The sequence below is a fragment of the Amycolatopsis stemonae genome (genome assembly GCF_054781455.1).
On record NZ_BAAGUJ010000003.1, the window covers coordinates 258,390 to 278,982 of the forward strand.

The following is a 20,593-nucleotide window of genomic DNA, read 5'->3' on the forward strand; positions in this document are numbered from 1 at the left end:
GCTCGCGGCCCGGAATCGTCGGTGCTCCCGGGTAGCGTGAAAGACGGGGGGCGCCCCCGCGGGCCGCTCAAGGCAGCAGGTCGAGGGCTTCCGTCCAGGGGCGGCGGATGTCCAGCCGGTGCAGCGTCACCCCGGCGCGCGTGAGGGTGTCGAGGTGGCGCTGCCACGCCGGGTGGTGCGCCCGCGTGTCCTGGATCTGGTAGGCCACCACGATCGTGATCCCGGGCGCGCCGAGGACGTCGCCGAGTACCGTCAGTGCCTGGTTGTCCGCGATGCCCAGCGCCAGCTTGGCCACCGAGTTCGCCGACGCCGGCGCGAAGAGGAACACCTCCGGGTCCGGGTGCGGCCGCGGCTCGCCCGGCAGGCGCGAGACGCTGCGCACCGGCAGGTCGGTGCACGCGGCGACGTCGTCGAGCCCGCCGGTGGCCTCCAGCCAGCGCATCGCGGTCGGCGTCAGCGTGATCGCCGGCCGCCAGCCGCGCGCCGCGGCGGGTTTCGCCAGCTCTGCGGCGAACCGGACGTCCAGCCCGCCGCACGAGCTGGCGATCAGCCCGAGATCCTTCACGGTTTGCGCAGGACGGCGCAGAACATCGCGTCGGTGCCGTGGCGGTGCGGCCACAGCTGCACGTACGGCCCGTCGCCCAGCTCCGGCACGCCCGGGAACAGCTCGCGTGCGTCCAGCACCTCGGCCTTCAGCCGCCGCGCCGTCTCACCGAAGACGCCTTCGGTCTCGGCCAGGTGCGGCGAGCACACGACGTAGGTGAGCGCGCCGCCCGGCCGCAGCAGGGCGTAGGCCGCGGCGAGCAGTTCGCCCTGCAGCTTCGTCAGGTCCGCGACGTCGGACGGCTGACGCCGCCAGCGCGCCTCCGGCCGCCGCCGCAGCGCGCCGAGCCCGCTGCACGGCGCGTCGACGAGGATCCGGTCGTAGCCCGGCTCGAGCCCGCTTTCGCGGCCGTCGGCGACGTGGACCTTCACCGGCAGGCCGCTGGTGGCCTTTTCGACGAGCTTCGCGCGGTGCGGCGCTTTCTCGACGGCGTCGACGGTCGCCCCGCTCAACGCGGCCAGCGCGCCGAGCAGCGCGGCCTTGCCACCGGGGCCGGCGCAGAGGTCGAGCCAACGCTCGTCGGAGCCCTCGAGCGGCACCTTCGTCGCGGCGATCGCGCAGAGCTGGCTGCCCTCGTCCTGCACCGCGGCGAGGCGCTCGCGGACCGGCTCGGCGTCGGCCGGGTCTCCGGCGCCGGCGGGCAGGCGGACGCCGTAGGGCGAGTACGGGGCCGGGTCGCCACCGGTGATCGCGGCGAGCTCGTCGGCGCTGATCTCGCCGGGGCGCGCGACGAGGTGCACCTCGGGCCGCGCGTCGTCGGCTTCGAGTGCCGCCTTGAGGCCTTCGCCCTTGTCTCCCAGCGCTTCGGCGAACGACCGGGCGATCCAGCGCGGGTGCGCGGTGCGCAGCGCGTAGGCGCCGATCGGGTCGGCGGCGTCGTCCGGGGCCAGCTCGTCCAGCCAGGCGGCTTCGTCCTTTTCGGACACCTTGCGCATGATGGCGTTCGCGAAACCCGTGGCCCACGAACCGGCTTCCGAGCGGACGAGGTCCACAGTGGACGTCACGGCGGCGTGCTCGGGGATGCGGGTGCGCAGCAGCTGGTAGACGCCGAGGCGCAGCGCGTCGAGGACCGCCGGGTCCGTCTGCGAAAGCGGGCGCTCGGCGCAGGCGTCGATGACGGCGTCGAGCAGGCCCTGCGCGCGCGAAGCGCCGTATGCGAGTTCTGTGGCCAGCGCGGCGTCGCGACCGGTGATCCGCCGCTCGCGCAGCAGGTCCGGCAGGACGAGGTTGGCGTAGGCGTCCTTGGTCCGCACGGCCGCGAGGACGTCGAACGCGGCCTGCCGGGCGGCGTCCACCTCCGGCGGGCGGCGCGGGCCTTCCTTGCGCGGGGCCGGCCGACCCCGCTGCGGCCGGGACGGTCGTCGTTCCCTGTGGTCGTTCACCGGAGGCGCTCTCCCTGGTCGATCCGTGTACCGCGCGCCCAGTCGGTGGCCGCCATCCGTTTCTTGCCGGGTGCCTGGACGTCGCCGAGCCGCAGTGGCTTCGTCGCCGTCCCGACCAGCACCCGCTTGCGTTCGACCACGATCTCGCCCGGCGGCGGGCCGGGTTCGTCGAGCACCGTGACCGGGCCGAGCTTGAAGCGTTCCCCGCGGAACTCCGCCCACGCGCCCGGGTCGGGGGTGACCGAGCGGATCTGCCGGTCGACGGCCGACGCCGGGTCGGCGAAGGACACGCGCGCGTCCTCGACCGTCACCTTCGGCGCGTAGCTCAGGCCTTCGGCGGGCTGGTCGCGGGCGACGAGGCTGCCGTCGGCGAGACCGTCCATGGTGGACACGAGCAGCTTCGCCCCGGACTCCGCGAGCCGCCCGAGCAGGGCCCCGGCGGTGTCGGTGGCCCCGATCGCCTCGGTGACGACACCGAAGACCGGGCCCGCGTCGAGCTCCTTGACGATCCGGAAGGTGGAGGCGCCGGTGATCTCGTCGCCGGCGCGGATCGCGGCCTGCACCGGCGCCGCGCCCCGCCACGCGGGCAGCAGCGAGAAGTGCAGGTTCACCCACCCGAGGCGCGGAATGTCGAGCGCGGCCTGCGGCAGCAACGCCCCGTAGGCGACGACCGGGCAGGCGTCCGGCGCGAGCTCGGTGAGCCGCGCGAGGAAGGCGGGGTCGCTCGCGCGGGCGGGCGTCAGGACCTCGATGCCGTGCTCGTCGGCGAGCGCGCCGACGGGCGACCGCACGACCCGCCGCCCGCGCCCGGCCTGGGCATCGGGCCGCGTGACGACGGCGACGACCTCGTGCCGCCCGGAGTCGAGCAGGGCACGCAGAGCGGGAACGGCCGGCTCGGGGGTGCCGGCGAAGACGAGCTTCATCGGCCCACCCCCGGCGGGAGCGGGGAGGGTTCACGTGGCTGGAACATCGGAGCCGAGTCTAGAAGGCCCGCTCAAGCAGGGCGCGCTCAGCTCTGGCCTGGTAGTCCACACCCTGGCCGTGATGTGGACGACCAGGCCTCGGCTGAGGCCGGGCGCCACACGCATGCCCGGCTCAGCCGGCCCGCTCGTCGAGCCGGCATCGGCTACCGGAACGAGCGTCGACTCTCGCTGCCCGGATACCCAAGGTGGCCTCCGGCGCATCACACGCACCGAAGGCCACCGTGGGGTCGCCAGAGCCTTACCAGCGCGCGGGCCACACCACCTGCGCCGCACCCTGGCCACGTCGCACCGGCTCGGCCGCGGCCAGCCAACGCCCGTCCCGAAGCCGCTCCACGCCGGTCGCCGCGCCGATCTCGGCCGGGGCCGTCGAGAAGCCCTGGCCGCGGGCCTTCAGGTCCGCCGTCTCCGGCTGGTCCAGGAATGCCTGCTCCACCTGGGCCTGCGCCGCGTTGCGCTGCGAGGCCCGCGGGGCCGCGATCGCGTCCTCCAGGGACAGTCCGCGGTCCAGGCGGCCGAGGAGCACCTGCAGCACCGTCGTGATGATCGACGCACCGCCCGGGGAGCCCGTCGCGAAGAACGGGCGGCCGTGGTCCAGCACGATCGTCGGCGCCATCGACGAGCGCGGCCGCTTGCCCGGGCCGGGCAGGTTCGGGTCCGGCACGCCCGGCGTCACCGGCGTGAACGAGAAGTCGGTCAGCTCGTTGTTGAGCAGGAACCCGCGGCCCGGCACGACGATGCCGCTGCCGCCCTCCTGCTCGATCGTCAGCGTGTAGGCGACGACGTTGCCCCACTTGTCGGCGACCGTCAGGTGCGTCGTGTTCTCCCCCTCGTACGGCGTCGGGGCGCCCGTCGTACCCGCCGCGCACGGTGTCGGGTGGCGCGGGTCGGCCGGCGCGACCGGGCTCGTCGCGGCCTTGTCCTTCGAGATCAGGCAGGCCCGCGTGTCGGCGAATCGCTGCGAGAGCAGCTCACGCGAAGGGACGTCGTTCACGGCCGGGTCGCCGATCCAGCGGTTGCGGTCGGCGAAGGCGAACCGCGTCGACTCCAGGAAGTACTGCAGGTAGTCGGCCTTGCTCGCGTGCTTCAGGTCGAAGTTCTCGAGGATGTTGAGCGCCTCGCCGACCGTCAGCCCGCCCGAGGACGGCGCCGGCATGCCGTAGACGTCGAGACCTTCGTAGCGCGCGTGGGTCGGGTCGCGCTCGATGGCGCGGTAGGCGGCGAGGTCCGCCGTGCTGAGCTTGCCGGGCCGGACGTTCAACGTCGACGCCGGGTCCTTCGGCGGCTGCTGGACGGTCTTCGCGATGTCCGCGCCGATCGGGCCCTGGTACAGCGCGTCGACGCCGCGCCGCTCGAGCTGCGCGTACGTGTCGGCGAGGTCGGGGTTCTTGAAGACGGTCCCGGGCGCGGGCGGCGCGCCGTCCGGCAGGTACAGCGACCGCGTCGAGGGGAACGCGGCGAACCGCGCGGCGTTGTTCGCGACCTGCGTCTGGAACGTCGAGTCGACGACGAACCCCTTGCGCGCCAGGTTCTCCGCGGGCTTCAGGGACTTCTCGAGCGAGCGCGTCCCCCACTTGCGAAGCGCCTCGGACCACGTCGCGGGCGTGCCGGGCACGCCGACGCTGAGCCCGCTCGTGACGGCGTCGGCGAACGGCAGCGGCTGGCCGTTTTCGACGAACAGGTTCGCGTCGGCGGTCTTCGGCGCCGTCTCGCGGCCGTCGAGCGTGTGGACCTGGTGGGTCTTCGCGTCGTAGTAGACGAAGAACCCGCCACCGCCGACGCCGGCGGAGAACGGGTCCGTGACACCGAGCGCGGCGGCGACCGCGACGGCCGCGTCGACGGCGTTCCCGCCGTCGCGCAGGACCTGGGTGCCGATCGCGGTCGCGTCGGCGTCGATGCTGGCCACGGCGCCCCCGTACCCGACCGCGACCGGGGACTTCGGGGTCGGCGTGGCGGCGGAGGCGGGTCCGGCCGCGACGGTGGTGGCGAGCGCGGCGGTGGCGGCGATGACGAGGACTCTGCGGCATCTGTGCGCGGGCATGCGGGCGAGTCTGCCCCTCGGATCAAGCGCCTTCAACCCGCCAACGGGCGACGCACCCCGTTCGTCAAGATTTTACGAGTTTCCCCAGACTTCGAAATTGCCTCACCTGGAGGAGTGACACTGCCCACGCCAACGCCACAGAATCGTCCGGCGCGGCCCTGCACAGCCGCGCACAGCGAGGGCAACCGAAAGGACAACTGAAGATGACCGCACCACGGAGGTGGCGCCGCCTGCTCGGCGCCGCTGTGGCCGTCTCGACCTCCCTGCTGGTCGTGACCGCCGCCGGCGCCGAAGCGGCGCCGGGCCTGCCGGACCAGGACGCGTCGAACAACCACGAAATGGGCGCGGCGATCCGCGCCCACGACGGCGTGGCCCCGGCGGGGCTCGCGCCGGCGTCGGTGGACTCGAGCGTCCCCGGCATCGACGTCAGCTCCTACCAGGGCAACGTGAACTGGGCTTCGTACTGGAGCGCGGGCAAGAAGTTCGCCTACGTCAAGGCGACCGAAGGCACCGGCTACCAGAACGCCTACTTCAGCCAGCAGTACACCGGCTCGTACAACGTCGGCATGATCCGCGGGGCCTACCACTACGGCCGCCCGGACACCTCGGGCGGCGCGGCCCAGGCCGACTACTTCGTCGCCCATGGCGGCGGCTGGTCGAAGGACGGCAAGACGCTCCCGGGCACGCTCGACATCGAGTGGGGCCCGAACAACGCCTGCTACGGCAAGACGCCGGCCCAGATGGTGGCGTGGATCAAGGCGTTCAGCGACGAGTACCACGCGAAGACGACCCGCTGGCCGGTCATCTACACGGCGACGAGCTGGTGGAGCCAGTGCACCGGCAACACGGGTGACTTCAGCTCGACGAACCCGCTCTGGGTGGCGCGCTACGCGTCGTCGGCGGGGACGCTGCCGTACAACTGGGGCTTCTACACGTTCTGGCAGTACAGCTCCTCGCCGATCGACCAGGACTCGTTCAGCGCGGACATCACGCGCCTGAAGGTGCTCGCCACGGGCTGATCCCCGACTTCCGCGGGTTACGCGGGTGGCGCGGTCGGCGGAAGACTCGGCCGCGTCACCCACGTCGTGGAGGGAAATCCGTGCGCCTGACCGCCGCTCTGCTCCCCCTGCTCGCCGCCGTTCCGCTCTTCGCCTTCCCCGCCGTCGCCGCGGCCGCGCCCGCCTGCTTCGACCCCACCGTGCCGCTGACCGTCGAGGAGCAGCGCCTTTCGGCTTCCCTGCCGTCGGGTGGTCCCGCCGTCGGACCCGAGCTGGTCCGGCTGGCCGGGTTCGACCCGCTCGTCGCCGAGGTGAAACGCGACCTCTGCGCGGCGCGGACGCCACGACGTGCCGAGCGCGTCGTCACGCAGGCCGGTGACCGGTTGTGGCGGACGGCCGTCGACCGCGCGCAGGGCCGCCGTCCCGATCTCGGTGCCTGGGACCGGTTCGACGACCGGCCGCTGTACTGGGCGCGGTTGCAGCTCAGCAGTGCCATCCGCCGGCTGGCGTCGTTCCCTTCGCAGCGGGACGCGCTGCTGACGGCGTTCGACCGCGGCTCGCGCGGCCTCGACGACGTCCGGTTCCCGCTCGGGCCGGTGCGGCGGATCATGGTCAGCGGGTTCGACCCGTTCCAGCTCGACGGCCGCGGCCTGACCATCTCGAACCCGGCGGGGGCGTCGGCCCTGCAACTGGACGGGCGCGTCCTGGACACGCCGTCCGGGCGGGCCGTGGTGCAGGCGGTGAGCTTCCCGGTCGTGTGGGGCTACTTCGACGAAGGAATCGTCGAAGCGGCCTACGGCACGGCGTTGCGCGACCGCGCGCGGCGGCCGGACGTGATCATGACGATCAGCCAGGGCCGCCCGGGCCGGTTCGACGTCGAGCGCTGGGCGGGAGCGTGGCGCGGCGGCTTCCCGGACAACAACAACGCGTCGGTGACGGGCGGTGTCCCGCCGGCGGCGGGCTGGCCGCAGCCGGACGTCCAGTTCATCGAGACGACGTTGCCGTACCAGCGGATGCTCGAGGTGCCCGGCGCGTACCCGGTCACCTTCAACCAGGCGTTCTGCGTGTGGCCCGGCGAACCGGGCGCGGGGACGCCGGTGTGCCGGTCCGACGCGCCGTCGCCGGGCGAGAGCGCGCAATCCGGCGGTGGCGGGAACTACCTGTCGAACGAATCGATGTACCGCAGCAATCGCGTCCGCCTCGGGCTCGGGCTGACGTCGGTCGCGGGCGGGCACCTGCACACGCCGGTACTGGGCCAGCCCGCCGACCCGGCGGCGTTGACGGACGCGGCGTTCGAGGGGCGCCGCCAGGCGATCGCGGCCCAGGTGATCGACCTGACGACCGCCGCGGCCGGGGGACCGGCAGCCGGAATCGCGCCGCGGGCACCGGAATCGCCGCGTGCGGCGCTGGAATCCTTGCCCGGCACGGTGTTGGGCGGCTGATTCGGGTGGAATCGCCCGCGCGCCAGCTGGTTTCCGCGCGCGGGCGAGGACGCTAGATGAGGTCCAGCGGATCCAGCTGGACGCGGATCGGTTCCGTGGCCTTCTTCGCGTCCCGACGTGCCGCCGCCGCGTGGATTTCGGCGGCCAGGGCCTTGCCCTCGCCGCGGGAAACGCGGACCAGCGCCCGCTCGCGGTCCGCATTGCCCTCGTCGTCGATCTCGCCGAGGGGCACCGGGCCCAGGACTTCGCCCGACGGCGGTAACGGCAGGTCCGCGAGGAAGCCCGCCACCGCGTCCGGGGTGCCCTCCACGCTGGCCATCCGCATCGCCGGGGGGAAACCCAGCTCGCGGCGTTCCCCCAGCTCCTGGCCCGCGTGCCACGCCGGGTCCCAGCGGACCAGCGCCTGGACCACCGCCAGGCCCGCCTCCGCCCCGACGATGACCCGCCCACCCGACGACGACGGGCGCACCAACGCGGCCGCCGCCATCCAGCGGCGCAACGTCTCCTCCGCCGCGCGCAGGTCCTGGCGGCCCAGCAATGCCCAGCCGTCCAGCAGGAGCGCCGCACCGTAGCCGCCTTCGGCCACCGGCTCGGCTCCCGGCGTGCAGACCACCAGCGCCGGCTTTCCGGGGACCGACGCCAGGACCTCCGCCGCTCCCGACGTGCGGACCGGGATGCCCGGGAACGCGCGGCCCAGCTCCTCCGCCGTCCGCTTCGCGCCGACGATCACCGCGCGCAGGCGGACCGAGCCGCACGCCGTGCAGCGGAACGCCGTCTCCGGGACGCCGCACCAGCGGCACGCCGGCGGCTTCGGGCGGCCGTCCACCGAGCCGCCCGGCAGCGACAGGGGTCCCGCGCAGCGGCGGCAGTGCGCGGGCGTGCGGCAGTTCCCGCACGCCAGGCCCGGGACGTAGCCGCGGCGGGGCACCTGGATCAGGGCGGGGAAGCCCGCCGCGAACGCTTGGCGGGCCGCTTCGAACGCCACCGCCGGCAGCCGGGCGACACGGGCGGCTTCGTCGCGGGCGACGTCGAAGTCCTCGCCGACCGGGGTCACGCGGGGTGCCGAGGAACGCAGGGTCGCGCGGTCGGCCAGGACCGGTGCCGCCCAGCCGGACTCGACCAGCAGCTGGGCCTCGGCCGTCCGCGCGAAGCCGCCGACCAGCAGGGACGCCTTCGCCGCGTGCGCGCGGTCCATCAGCACGTCCCGGACGTGCGGGTACGGCGCGTGCTGGTCGAGGTGCAGGTCGTCGCCGTCGTCCCAGACGACGAACAGGCCCGGTTCGTGCACCGGCGCGAACATCGCCGCCCGCGTGCCGACCACCACCCGCACCGCGCCGCGCAGCACCGCCAGCCAGCGCCGGTAGCGCTCGGCCGGGCCGAGCCCCGCGATCAGCGCCACGACGGCGTCCTCCCCCACCACCGCCGCGCACGCCTCGTGCACCCGCGTCAGGTCGCGGTGGTCGGGCACCACCAGCACCGCGCCGCGGCCCGCGGCGGCCGCGGAACCGGCGGCTTCGGCGAGCCGGCGCGGCCAGTCCTCGCCCGGGAGGGCCTGCCAGACGGCGTTCGCGGGCTTCCCCTCGGCGAGGGCCTCCAGGAACGCCGGGCCACGCTGGTAGCGCGCCCACGCCGCGGTGTCGGGCGCGTCCGGGAGCGCGGCCGGCGCCGAGGCGGGCTCGCCCTCGGCTTTCGCGTGCCGGGGCGGGATCGCGAGGCGCAGGACGTCGGACAGCGTGCCGCCGTAGCGGTCGGCGACCGCCCGGCAGACCGCGTGCAACGACGGCGGCAGCACCGGCTCGGCCGAGGTCACGCGGTCCAGGAACGCCAGCTTCCGGTCGTAGTCGCTGGTTTCGCCGCGCTCGATCAGGTAGCCGTCGACGAGCTGCCCGGCGAACCGGACGCGGACGCGGCAGCCCGGCACGGCGGTCTCGTGCAGCTTTTCCGGCACGAGGTAGTCGAACGTGCGGTCCAGGTGGGCCAGGGGGATGTCGACGACGATCCGCGCGACCGGCCGTTCGGGCGCGGGCTGCTGCGCCCCTTTGGCGCTGCGCGAAGGCTTCTTCCGGGCACGCGACGGCGCCGCCTTCGGCGAAGGCGGCTTCTCCGGAAGCTCCCAGAGAGCGGCGGGCTCGGGACTACTCACGCCGTGATCTCTACCAGACCCCACCGACACCCCGGACACGAGGAAGGCCACCCCGCGGCGTCCGCGGGGTGGCCTTCACCGGATCGTGCGTCAGGCGCCGGCCGCGGCCTTCAGGGCCTCGGCGCGGGCCGTGCTCTCCCAGGGGAGGTCCAGCTCGGGCCGGCCGAAGTGGCCGTACGCCGCGGTCGGGGCGTAGATCGGGCGCAGCAGGTCGAGGTCGCGGATGATCGCGGCGGGCCGCAGGTCGAAGACCTCGGTGATGGCCTGCTGGATCTTCGACGGGTCGACCGTCTCGGTCCCGAACGTCTCGACGAACAGGCCGACCGGGGCCGCCTTGCCGATCGCGTACGCGACCTGCACCTCGGTCCGCTGGGCCAGGCCCGCGGCGACGACGTTCTTGGCGACCCAGCGCATGGCGTACGCGGCGGAGCGGTCGACCTTGGACGGGTCCTTGCCGGAGAACGCGCCGCCACCGTGGCGGGCCATGCCGCCGTAGGTGTCGACGATGATCTTGCGGCCGGTCAGGCCGGCGTCGCCCATCGGGCCGCCGATGACGAAGCGGCCGGTCGGGTTGACCAGCAGCCGCGCGGTGGAGGTGTCGATGCCCAGTGCCTCGATCTCCGGGCCGACGACGTGCTCCTTGACGTCGACGCTGAGCATCCGGTCCAGGTCGATGCCGTCGGCGTGCTGCGAGGAGACGACCACGGTGTCGAGGCGGACCGGCTGGTCGCCGGCGTACTCGATGGTGACCTGGGTCTTGCCGTCCGGGCGCAGGTACGGCAGTACGCCGTCCTTGCGGACCGCGGTCAGCCGCTTCGACAGCCGGTGGGCCAGCGCGATCGGCAGCGGCATCAGCTCGGGGGTGTCCGAGCAGGCGTAGCCGAACATCAGGCCCTGGTCGCCGGCGCCCTGGCGGTTGATCTCGTCTTCGTCGGACTCGACGCGCGACTCGTACGCGGTGTCGACGCCCTGCGCGATGTCGGGCGACTGCGACCCGATCGCGACGTTGACGCCGCACGAGTTGCCGTCGAAGCCCTTGGCCGAAGAGTCGTACCCGATCTTCAGGATGACGTCGCGGACGATGGTCGGGATGTCGGCGTACGCCTCGGTGGTCACCTCGCCGGCCACGTGCACCTGGCCGGTGGTGATCAGCGTTTCGACGGCGACGCGGCTGCGCGGGTCCTTCGACAGCAGGCCGTCGAGGATCGAGTCGCTGATGGCGTCGCAAATCTTGTCGGGGTGCCCTTCGGTCACCGACTCCGAGGTGAACAATCTGCTGCTAGACGCGGTCACGGTGGCCGTCACTTCCTCACCTTGTCGTCGGATGCCCCGAAAGTTAGGCACCCCTTACCTGTGCAAGCGTACTGACTATCGCTCGGGGGACGGTCAACGCTTCATGAAGCTCACAACAGCGTCCCACAGGGTGGACGCCAGTTCAGCCTTCGCGCCGAGAGGTATGGGGATTTCCGTGCCGTCCGAGCCGAGCAGCCAGCCCGAATTGTCTTCCGTGCCGAACGCCTTCCCGTCGCCGACGGCGTTGACCACCAGCAGGTCCGCGCCTTTGCGCTTGAGCTTCACGCGGGCGTGGTCGAGGACGTCGCCGTGCTCGTCCCCGGTTTCCGCCGCGAATCCGACGACGACCTGACCGGGACGCCGGTTTCGCACCAATTCCGCGAGGATGTCGGCATTGCGGTCGAGCGTGATGACCGGGTCGGGCTGGTCGTCGGATTTCTTGATCTTGTGGTCGGCCCGGTTCGCCGGCCGGAAGTCGGCGACGGCCGCGGCCATCACGACGACGTCCGCCGACTGGGACGCGGCGTGCACGGCCTGACGCAGCTCCTCCGCCGTCGAGACGTGCTCCACGACGGCACCCGCCGGGTCCGGCAGCGCGACGGTGTGCGCGGTGACCAGGGTGACCTCGGCGCCGCGCTGGGCGGCGACGCGGGCGAGCGCGTAGCCCTGCTTGCCGGACGAGCGGTTGCCCAGGTAGCGGACCGGGTCGAGGGGCTCGCGGGTGCCGCCCGCGGACACGACCACGCGGACGCCTTCGAGGTCGCGCGGGAGGGCGTCCGGCCGGGCCAGCAGGAGCCGGGCCAGGTCGACGATCTCGGCGGGGTTCGCGAGGCGGCCCTTGCCGGTGTCGGCACCGGTCAACCTGCCGGCATCGGGCTCGGTGACGATCGCGCCGCGCGACCGCAGCAGGGCCACGTTGTCGCGGGTCGCGGGGTGCTCCCACATCTCCGTGTGCATCGCCGGGAAGAAGGCGACCGGGCACCGGGCGGTGAGCAGGGTGTTCGTCAGCAGGTCGTCCGCGAGGCCGTGGGCGGCCTTGGCGAGGAGGTTCGCGGTCGCCGGGACGACCAGGACCAGGTCGGCTTCCTTGCCGACGCGGACGTGCTGGACTTCCGGCACCTCGGTGAACACGCCCGTGTGCACCGGGTGCCCGGAGAGGGCTTCGAAGGTCGCCGCGCCGACGAAGTTCAGCGCGGCTTCGGTGGGGACCACGCGCACGTCGTGACCGGACTCGGTCAGTCCGCGCAGGACCTCACAGGCCTTGTAGGCGGCGATGCCGCCGCCCACGCCCAGGACGACCTTGGGCTTACTCACCCTCGGTGTGCTCGAGCAGGCCGCCGTGGATCTCGCGCAGCGCGATCGAGAGCGGCTTCTCGCGCGGGCCCGGCTCGACGAGCGGGCCGACGTACTCGAGCAGGCCCTCGCCCAGCTGGGCGTAGTAGTCGTTGATCTGGCGCGCACGCTTCGCCGAGTAGATCACCAGCGCGTACTTCGAGCTGACCTTCTCGAGCAGGTCGTCGATCGGCGGGTTGGTGATGCCCTCGAGCTCTTCGTGCAGGGACGAAACCTGGGTGGTCACTCGTGGTGCTCCGAATCTTCGGCAGACTGATCAGTAATCAAGTTTAGCAAGTGCTCAGCGGCCTCTCGCACGTCGGCGTTGACGAGGCGGTGGTCGAACTCCCCCGCCGCCGCCAGCTCGCGCTCCGCCTCGGCCAGCCGGGCCTGGACCGCGGCCTCGCTTTCGGTGCCGCGGCCGGTGAGCCGGCCGACCAGCTCGTCCCACGACGGCGGCATGAGCATCACCAGCCGGGCCTCGGGCATGGCCGCGCGGACCTGGCGCGCGCCCTGGAGCTCGATCTCCAGGACGGCCGGGCGCCCGTCGGCGAGGGCCTTCTCGACCGGCTCGCGGGGGGTGCCGTAGCGGTTGCCGGCGAACTCGGCCCACTCCAGCAGCCTGCCCTCGGCGATCATCGCGTCGAACTCGGCGCGGTCGACGAAGTGGTAGTGCGCGCCGTCGACCTCACCGGGCCGCGGGGCGCGCGTGGTGACCGAAACGCTGAACCAGACGTCGGGCTCCAGCTTCCGCAGCTCGCCCACCACGCTCGACTTCCCGACTCCCGAGGGCCCTGATACGACGGTGAGCCGGTGCCGGGAGGTGTCCCCCGCCACCGGCTCACTGCCGCGGTCGGCGCCCCGGTTCACCGGGTAGTCACGACCGGCGCCGTTCACTCGCCGCTGAACTCGGCCAGCAGCGCCTTGCGCTGCCGGTCGCCGAGGCCGCGAAGGCGACGGCTGGGGGCGATCTCCAGTCGTTCCATGGTCTGCTGCGCGCGGACCTTGCCGACGCCCGGGAGGGCCTCGAGCAGAGCCGAAACCTTCATCTTGCCGAGGACTTCGTTCTCCTCGGCCTGCTTCAGCACGTCGACCAGAGTGGTACCGCCCCGCTTCAGCCGCTCCTTCAGCTCAGCACGGATGCGGCGAGCGGCGGCGGCCTTCTCCAGCGCCGCAGCGCGCTGTTCCTCTGTCAGCTGGGGAAGTGCCACGTTTTCCTCCGGTAGTTCTCAAATCTGGGTGGGTGACGCGACGGTACCCACCCGTGAGCACCGGCCACAATGCGGGGGTGCCTGGTGGGACCCCGTTCCGGGCCCTGCTATTGGTCGTTTTCCTGCGGGTCGGCCAGCACTTCGGCGACTCGTTCGACCGCTTGGCGCAAAGCCGCTTGCTCCGGACCGTGCTTCAGGATGTCGCGGGAGGACGCCGGAAGCACTCCGGGCAGCCCATCGCCGAACAGGGCCCGCAAATCGGCCGCAGTGGCTCCCTGGGCGCCGAAACCCGGGGCCAGCACCGGACCGTTCAGCCGCGCGAGGTCGAGCTCCCCCGGCGCAATGGTGGCCCCGACCACGACCCCCACATCGCCGAGCGGCCCCACATGAGCGTTGAGCGCCGCCGCGGAGTCGACGATCGCCTGGGCGACCGTCCGCCCGTCGGGCAGTTTCGCGTTCTGCACGGCGGCCGCTTCGGGGTTGGAAGTCCGCGCGAGCACGAAGATGCCGCGCCCCGCCGAGACGGCCGTGGCGGCGCACTGCTCCACCGAGCCGAACCCGAGATAGGGCGAAACGGTGATCGCGTCGGCGGCGATCGCCGCACCGTCGGCCACGTAGGCGGCCGTGTACGCGGCCATCGTGGAGCCGATGTCGCCGCGCTTGACGTCCAGCAGCACCAGCGAGCCCGCTTCGCGCGCCGTTTCGACGACCCGTTCGAGCACGCGGACACCGGCCGCTCCGAAACTTTCGAAGAACGCCGACTGCGGCTTCACGATCGCCGCGCGCGCCGCCAGGACCTCCGTGGCGGACAGCGCGAACCGTTCCAGGCCCGAGGCGTCCACCGGGAGCCCCCAGGCCTCGATGAGGCCCGGGTGGGGGTCGATCCCGGCGCACAGGGGGCCGCGGGACGCGACGGCCTTCGCCAGCCGCGCCCCGAACCGCTCCCCGGTCACGACTGCGCCTTCAGCGCCGCCTGGAGCTCCTGCAGCGACCGGACGCCGATGTCGCCCCGGATCAGCGCTTCGATGCCGTGCACGGCCGCCGCGGCGCCCTGCACAGTCGTCACGCACGGGATGTCGCGCGACACCGCGGCGGTGCGGATTTCGTAGCCGTCGATGCGCGGACCGCTGTTGCCGTAGGGGGTGTTGATCACCATGTCGACGTCGCCGGCGAGGATCACGTCCACGATGTTCGGCTCGGCTTCGGTGGAGCCTTCGTAGTGCTTGCGCACCACCGTGCACGCGACCCCGTTGCGCCGCAGCACTTCCGCGGTGCCGGACGTGGCGAGGATCTCGAACCCGAGGTCCGCCAGCCGCTTCACCGGGAACACCAGCGAGCGCTTGTCGCGGTTGGCCACCGAGACGAACACGCGCCCGGACGTCGGCAGCGAGCCGTACGCGCCGCTCTGGGACTTCGCGAACGCCTTGCCGAAGGAGACGTCGACGCCCATCACCTCGCCGGTGGACTTCATCTCCGGGCCCAGCAGCGAATCCACGCCGTGGCCTTCCGGGGTGCGGAAGCGGTGGAAGGGCAGCACGGCTTCCTTGACCGCGACCGGCGAGTCGGCCGGCATCTTGCCGCCGTCGCCCTCCGCGGGGAGCACCCCGGAGGTGCGCAGGTCCTTGATCGTCGAGCCGGTCATGATCAGCGCGGCGGCCTTGGCCAGCGGCACCGCCGTGGCCTTGGACACGAACGGCACCGTGCGCGACGCGCGCGGGTTGGCCTCCAGGACGTACAGGACGTCGTCCTTGAGCGCGTACTGGACGTTCAGGAGCCCGCGCACGCCCACGCCGCGGGCGATCGCCTCGGTGGAGCGGCGGACCGCGTCGAGGTCGGTGTGCCCGAGCGTGATCGGCGGCAGCGCGCACGACGAGTCGCCGGAGTGGATCCCGGCCTCTTCGATGTGTTCCATGACACCGCCGAGGTAGAGCTCCTCGCCGTCGAACAGCGCGTCGACGTCGATCTCGATGGCGTCGTCGAGGAAGCGGTCCACCAGCACCGGGTGCTCCGGCGTGACCTCGGTCGCGCGGCGGATGTAGCCGGCCAGGGTCTCCTCGTCGTAGACGATCTCCATGCCGCGCCCGCCGAGGACGTAGGACGGCCGGACGAGCACCGGGTAGCCGATCTCGTCGGCGATCCGCTTGGCGCCCTCGAACGACGTCGCCGTGCCGTAGCGCGGCGCGGGCAGCCCGGCTTCGGTGAGGACCTCGCCGAACGCGCCGCGGTCCTCGGCCAGGTGGATGGCCTCCGGCGGCGTGCCGACGACCGGGACCCCGGCGTCGGCCAGCCGCTTGGCCAGGCCCAGCGGGGTCTGGCCGCCGAGCTGGACGATCACGCCGGCGACCGTGCCGGACGCCTGCTCGGCGTGGACGACCTCGAGGACGTCCTCGAAGGACAGCGGCTCGAAGTACAGCCGGTCGGACGTGTCGTAGTCGGTGGACACGGTTTCCGGGTTGCAGTTGACCATGACGGCCTCGAACCCGGCCTCCCGCAACGCGATCGCCGCGTGCACGCAGGAGTAGTCGAACTCGATGCCCTGGCCGATCCGGTTCGGGCCGGAGCCGAGGATGAGCACCTTCGGCTTGTCCGACTGGACGGCCACTTCGGACTGCGCGTCGGGGTCGGACTCGTAGGCCGAGTAGTGGTACGGCGTCTTGGCCGCGAACTCGGCCGCGCAGGTGTCGACGGTCTTGAACACCGGCCGCACGCCGAGGCGGTGGCGCAGCGCGCGGACGCCGTCCTCGCCCGCCAGTTCCGGCCGCAGCGCGGCGATCTGGCGGTCCGAGAGGCCGGTGCGCTTGGCGCGGCGCAGGAGGTCTTCGTTCAGCACCGGCGCGTCGCGGACTTCGGCACCGACCTCGCCGATGAGGGCGATCTGGTCGATGAACCACGGGTCGATGCCGCTCGCCTCGTGGACCTGCTCGACGGTGGCGCCGAGCCGCAGGGCACGCTCCACTTCGTACAGCCGGCCCTCGTGCGGCGTGCGCAGCGAGTCCAAAGTGGACTCGACGGTCGCGCCCTCGGGGTCGGGCAGCGTCCAGAACCCGGTCGCCTTGGTCTCGATCGACCGCATCACCTTGCCGAGCGCCTCGGGGAAGCTGCGGCCGAACGACATCGCCTCGCCGACGCTCTTCATCGTCGTGGTGAGCGTCGGGTCCGCCCCCGGGAACTTCTCGAAGGCGAACCGCGGCATCTTCACGACGACGTAGTCCAGCGCGGGCTCGAACGACGCCGGCGTCTCGCCGGTGATGTCGTTCCGGATCTCGTCGAGGGTGTAGCCGATCGCGAGCTTCGCGGCGATCTTGGCGATCGGGAAGCCGGTCGCCTTGGAAGCGAGCGCGGAAGACCGCGACACCCGCGGGTTCATCTCGATGACGACCATCCGGCCGTCGGCCGGGTTGATCGCGAACTGGATGTTGCAGCCGCCGGTGTCGACGCCGACCTCGCGCAGCACGGCGATGCCGACGTCGCGCATCACCTGGTACTCGCGGTCGGTGAGGGTCATCGTCGGCGCGACGGTGACGGAGTCGCCGGTGTGCACGCCCATCGCGTCGACGTTCTCGATCGAGCAGACGACCACGACGTTGTCGTGCTTGTCGCGCATCAGCTCGAGCTCGTACTCCTTCCAGCCGAGCACGCTCTCCTCGATGAGCACCTCGGTGACCGGGGACTCGGTGAGCCCGGTGGACGCGAGCCGCTCGAGGTCCTCCGGCGTGTGCGCCATGCCGGAGCCGAGCCCGCCCATGGTGAACGACGGCCGGATGACGACCGGCAGCCCCAGTTCCTTGACGGTGTCGCGGACCTCCGCCATGTCGTGGCAGACGCGCGAGCGCGGGACCTCGGCGCCGATGGTGCGCACGATGTCCTTGAACTTCTGCCGGTCCTCACCGCGCTGGATGGCGTCGATGTCGGCGCCGATCAGCTCGACGCCGTACTTGTCGAGCACGCCACGCTCGTGCAGCGCGACGGCGCAGTTGAGCGCGGTCTGCCCGCCGAGGGTCGCCAGGATCGCGTCCGGGCGCTCTTCGGCGATGACCTTCTCGACGAAGTCCGGCGTCACCGGCTCGATGTAGGTGGCGTCGGCGAACTCGGGGTCGGTCATGATGGTGGCCGGGTTGGAGTTCACCAGGGAGACGCGCAGGCCTTCGCTGCGCAGCACCCGGCAGGCCTGGGTACCGGAGTAGTCGAACTCCGCGGCCTGCCCGATCACGATCGGCCCGGAGCCGATCACCAGCACGTGCTGGATGTCCGTCCTCTTCGGCATCAGGCCTTCTTCTCCATGAGCGAAACGAAATCGTCGAACAGGGGGGCCGCGTCGTGCGGGCCGGCCGCGGCTTCGGGGTGGTACTGGACCGAGAACGCCGGGACGTCGAACGCCCGCAGGCCCTCGACCGCGCCGTCGTTGGCGCAGTAGTGGCTGACCTGAGCCGCGCCGAACGGCGACTCGAAGCGCTGCCCGGGCTCGCCTTCGAGGGCGAAGCCGTGGTTCTGCGCGGTGATCGCCACCGACTTCGTGGCGACGTCGATCACCGGGATGTTGATGCCGCGGTGGCCGTAGCGCATCTTGTACGTCCCGAGGCCGAGCGCGCGGCCGAGGACCTGGTTGCCGAAGCAGATGCCGAACAGCGGGATCTCGCGGCCCAGGACCTGCTTGGTCAGCTCGGTGGCGTGCGTCGTGGTGGCCGGGTCGCCCGGGCCGTTGGAGAGGAACACGCCGTGCGGCTCGACGGCCAGGAGGTCGTCCAGCGTCGAGGTCGAGGGCAGCACGTGCACCTCGATGCCGCGCTTGACCATCTGGCGCGGGGTGTTGGACTTGATGCCCAGGTCCAGCGCGACGACCCGGAAGCGCGTCTCGCCTTCGGCCGGGACGACGTACGGCTGGGGCGTGCTGACCTGGCCGGCCAGGTCGGCGCCCTCCATCTTCGGGCTCGCCAGGACGTCGGCGACCATCTCGTCGACCGTGCCCAGCGCGTCGCCGGAGAAGACCCCGGCGCGCATGGCGCCGAGCTCGCGCAGGTGGCGGGTCAGCGACCGGGTGTCGACCTCGGCGATGCCGACGACGCCCTGGTTCACCAGCTCCTCGTCCAGCGTGCGCTTCGAGCGCCAGTTGGACGGCGTGCGCGCGGGGTCGCGCACCACGTAGCCGTTGACCCAGATCTTCGAGGACTCGTCGTCTTCGTCGTTCCAGCCGGTGTTGCCGATCTGCGGCGCGGTCTGCACCACGATCTGGCCGTGGTAGGACGGGTCGGTCAGCGTCTCCTGGTAGCCGGTCATGCCGGTGCAGAACACCGCCTCGCCGAGGGTTCGCCCCTGCGCGCCGTAGGCAGCGCCGCGGAACACCCGGCCGTCTTCGAGCACCAGTGCGGCCTGAGCGCGCGCGTTCACTGGGCACCTCCCTTGATCTTGAGCTGTTCGATCCACTGTGGATAGTCATCGAGGTCGTCGCCGCGGAAGCCGGTGTCGACCTCGGTTTCGCCGGCCCGCCAGGTGACGACGAGCAGGGCGTCGGTGCCCATCACCTTCCCGGCGATCTTCGAGTCGCGGCGGACGCCGGTGATCGCTTCGCGGGGGATCCAGAAGTCGGGCGCTCCCCCGCGTTCGACGGCGATACCCGCGCCGTGCAGGCGCCAAACCGCGCCGGTGCGCAGCCCCGCGCCGCGGGTGACGACCCGGTTCTGCCACTCCCCCGCGAACGTCGTGGCGACGTACACGCCGGTGGACTCCAGGAGGACGGCACCCGGTTCCGCGGGGATCCCGGGGAACGGCGGGACCTGCACGCTCTGCGAGCGCGCCTTGCGCCGCCAGCCCACGTACATGCCCCACAGGCAGAGCAGGAAGAAGGCGGCGATCGCCAGCACCAGCCAGAGGCGTTCCATCAGCCGACCTTCCCGTCCCGGGCGGTGACCCGCCCGCGCAGCAGGGTCGCGGTCACCACACCGGGGAGCCGCATTCCCTCGTACGGGGTGTTGGCCGCGATGCTGGCCAGTTCGGCGCCCCGGACGGTCCATTCGGCGTCCGGGTCGACGAGCGTGAGGTTCGCCGGCTCGCCGACCGCGATCGGCCGGCCGTGGCTCGTGAGGTTGCCGATCTCCGCCGGGCGCTCGCTCATGACGCGGGCGACGCCGCGCCAGTCGAGCAGGCCGGTGCGGACCATGGTCTCGGTGACGATGGACAGCGCCGTCTGGAGCCCGAGCATGCCCGGCCGGGCCGCGCTCCACTCGGTGTCCTTGTCCTGCACCGCGTGCGGCGCGTGGTCCGTGGCGACGCAGTCGATGACACCCTCGGCGAGCGCGCTCCGCAGCTTCTCGGCGTCGGACTCGGTGCGCAGGGGCGGGTTCACCTTGTTGACCGGGTCGTAGGTGGCGAGGCGCTCGTCGGTGAGCAGCAAGTGGTGCGGGGTGACCTCGGCCGACACCTTCGTGCCGCGGTCCTTCGCCCAGGCGAGCACATCGGCCGTGCCCGAGGTCGAGACGTGGCAGACGTGCAGCCGCGCGTTCGCGTGCAGCGCCAGCAGGCAGTCGCGCGCCACGATCGACTCTTCCGCGGCCGCGGGCCAGCCGGTGTAGCCGAGGCGAGCCGCGCGCTCGCCCTCGTGGGCCTGGGCGCCGACGGTCAGCCGCGGCTCCTCGGCGTGCTGCGCGATGACGACGTCCAGCGCGGTCGAGTACTCCAGCGCGCGGCGCATCAGCAGCGGGTCGGCGACGCAGAGGCCGTCGTCGGAGAAGACCGTGACCCGGGCCTGCGCCTTGGCCATCGTGCCCAGTTCGGCGAGCTTTTCGCCCTTGAGCCCGACGGTGACCGCGCCGACCGGGTGGACGTCGACCAGGCCGGCCTCCTGCCCGCGCCGCCACACGTGGTCGACGACCACGGCGTTGTCGGCGACCGGGTCGGTGTTGGCCATGGCGAACACGGCGGTGTAGCCGCCGAGCGCCGCCGCGGCCGAGCCGGTGTCGATCGTCTCGGTGTCTTCGCGGCCCGGTTCGCGCAGGTGGGTGTGCAGGTCGACGAAGCCGGGCAGCAGGACCTGGCCGTTCGCTTCGAGGACTTCGGCATCTTCGGGGACCTGGACGGCGCCGATCGCGGTGATCACGCCGTCCTCGATCAGGACGTCGACCGGGTCGCCCTCGCCGTACGGGCGTGCCCCCTTGATCACGGTGCTCAAGCGCG

17 protein-coding genes are annotated in these 20,593 nt (G+C 72.5%); 2 read left to right on the top strand and 15 right to left on the bottom strand.

The features are described 5' to 3' along the window. Positions 1 to 67 precede the first annotated feature (67 nt). From ACYVLJ_RS13010 to ggt, 4 genes are all read right to left on the bottom strand, one after another. The gene (locus tag ACYVLJ_RS13010; protein WP_460438816.1) at positions 68 to 565 is read right to left on the bottom strand and encodes an HFCD family protein; all 498 of its coding nucleotides are present in this window, start codon (positions 563 to 565) and stop codon (positions 68 to 70) included. Continuing rightward, positions 562 to 1,986 (bottom strand): RsmB/NOP family class I SAM-dependent RNA methyltransferase, encoded by a 1,425-nt coding sequence (locus tag ACYVLJ_RS13015; RefSeq protein ID WP_460438817.1) that lies wholly within the window; start codon positions 1,984 to 1,986, stop codon positions 562 to 564. The genes ACYVLJ_RS13010 and ACYVLJ_RS13015 overlap by 4 nt, the downstream gene beginning before the upstream one ends. Beyond that, positions 1,983 to 2,909: a methionyl-tRNA formyltransferase gene (gene fmt / locus ACYVLJ_RS13020; RefSeq protein ID WP_451975439.1), complete on the bottom strand. Its 927-nt coding sequence runs from the start codon at positions 2,907 to 2,909 to the stop codon at positions 1,983 to 1,985. The genes ACYVLJ_RS13015 and fmt overlap by 4 nt, the downstream gene beginning before the upstream one ends. Before the next feature lie 298 nt (positions 2,910 to 3,207). After that, complete coding sequence (ggt, locus tag ACYVLJ_RS13025; protein WP_451975436.1) at positions 3,208 to 5,007, bottom strand: gamma-glutamyltransferase; 1,800 nt, start codon at positions 5,005 to 5,007, stop codon at positions 3,208 to 3,210. A gap of 203 nt (positions 5,008 to 5,210) precedes the next feature. Between ggt and ACYVLJ_RS13030 the strand changes: the two genes are divergently transcribed. Further along, positions 5,211 to 6,026 carry a lysozyme gene (locus ACYVLJ_RS13030; protein WP_460438818.1) on the top strand — a complete coding sequence of 272 codons (816 nt, stop codon included), beginning with the start codon at positions 5,211 to 5,213 and terminating at the stop codon, positions 6,024 to 6,026. 80 nt (positions 6,027 to 6,106) lie between these two features. Beyond that, positions 6,107 to 7,447 carry a pyroglutamyl-peptidase I gene (locus tag ACYVLJ_RS13035; protein WP_460438819.1) on the top strand — a complete coding sequence of 447 codons (1,341 nt, stop codon included), beginning with the start codon at positions 6,107 to 6,109 and terminating at the stop codon, positions 7,445 to 7,447. 52 nt (positions 7,448 to 7,499) lie between these two features. On the opposite strand, the gene ACYVLJ_RS13040 is transcribed toward ACYVLJ_RS13035, so the two are convergent. From ACYVLJ_RS13040 to ACYVLJ_RS13090, 11 genes are all read right to left on the bottom strand, one after another. Continuing rightward, positions 7,500 to 9,590: a primosomal protein N' gene (locus ACYVLJ_RS13040; RefSeq protein ID WP_460438820.1), complete on the bottom strand. Its 2,091-nt coding sequence runs from the start codon at positions 9,588 to 9,590 to the stop codon at positions 7,500 to 7,502. Positions 9,591 to 9,680: 90 nt separating this feature from the next. After that, on the bottom strand, positions 9,681 to 10,883 hold the full coding sequence (gene metK, locus ACYVLJ_RS13045; RefSeq protein ID WP_451976167.1) for a methionine adenosyltransferase: 1,203 nt from the start codon (positions 10,881 to 10,883) through the stop codon (positions 9,681 to 9,683). A gap of 93 nt (positions 10,884 to 10,976) precedes the next feature. Continuing rightward, positions 10,977 to 12,197, bottom strand: coding sequence for a bifunctional phosphopantothenoylcysteine decarboxylase/phosphopantothenate--cysteine ligase CoaBC (gene coaBC, locus ACYVLJ_RS13050; RefSeq protein WP_451975426.1), 1,221 nt, complete (start codon positions 12,195 to 12,197; stop codon positions 10,977 to 10,979). After that, positions 12,190 to 12,462 carry a DNA-directed RNA polymerase subunit omega gene (rpoZ, locus tag ACYVLJ_RS13055; protein ID WP_257919277.1) on the bottom strand — a complete coding sequence of 91 codons (273 nt, stop codon included), beginning with the start codon at positions 12,460 to 12,462 and terminating at the stop codon, positions 12,190 to 12,192. The genes coaBC and rpoZ overlap by 8 nt, the downstream gene beginning before the upstream one ends. Further along, complete coding sequence (gene gmk / locus ACYVLJ_RS13060) at positions 12,459 to 13,112, bottom strand: guanylate kinase (RefSeq protein WP_451975423.1); 654 nt, start codon at positions 13,110 to 13,112, stop codon at positions 12,459 to 12,461. The genes rpoZ and gmk overlap by 4 nt, the downstream gene beginning before the upstream one ends. Continuing rightward, complete coding sequence (mihF, locus tag ACYVLJ_RS13065; RefSeq protein WP_003096398.1) at positions 13,109 to 13,426, bottom strand: integration host factor, actinobacterial type; 318 nt, start codon at positions 13,424 to 13,426, stop codon at positions 13,109 to 13,111. Before mihF ends, gmk begins: the two co-directional genes overlap by 4 nt. Positions 13,427 to 13,533: 107 nt before the next feature. Then, positions 13,534 to 14,379, bottom strand: a complete 846-nt coding sequence (gene pyrF, locus ACYVLJ_RS13070) for a beta/alpha barrel domain-containing protein (RefSeq protein ID WP_460438821.1) — start codon at positions 14,377 to 14,379, stop codon at positions 13,534 to 13,536. Further along, complete coding sequence (carB, locus tag ACYVLJ_RS13075; RefSeq protein ID WP_451975418.1) at positions 14,376 to 17,690, bottom strand: carbamoyl-phosphate synthase large subunit; 3,315 nt, start codon at positions 17,688 to 17,690, stop codon at positions 14,376 to 14,378. The genes pyrF and carB overlap by 4 nt, the downstream gene beginning before the upstream one ends. Further along, positions 17,690 to 18,811, bottom strand: a complete 1,122-nt coding sequence (carA, locus tag ACYVLJ_RS13080; RefSeq protein WP_451975415.1) for a glutamine-hydrolyzing carbamoyl-phosphate synthase small subunit — start codon at positions 18,809 to 18,811, stop codon at positions 17,690 to 17,692. Before carA ends, carB begins: the two co-directional genes overlap by 1 nt. Then, positions 18,808 to 19,302 carry a PH-like domain-containing protein gene (locus tag ACYVLJ_RS13085; RefSeq protein ID WP_460438822.1) on the bottom strand — a complete coding sequence of 165 codons (495 nt, stop codon included), beginning with the start codon at positions 19,300 to 19,302 and terminating at the stop codon, positions 18,808 to 18,810. The genes carA and ACYVLJ_RS13085 overlap by 4 nt, the downstream gene beginning before the upstream one ends. After that, a complete protein-coding gene (locus tag ACYVLJ_RS13090) occupies positions 19,302 to 20,588 on the bottom strand; it encodes a dihydroorotase (protein ID WP_460438823.1) in 1,287 nt (428 codons plus the stop codon). The genes ACYVLJ_RS13085 and ACYVLJ_RS13090 overlap by 1 nt, the downstream gene beginning before the upstream one ends. Positions 20,589 to 20,593: the final 5 nt, after the last annotated feature.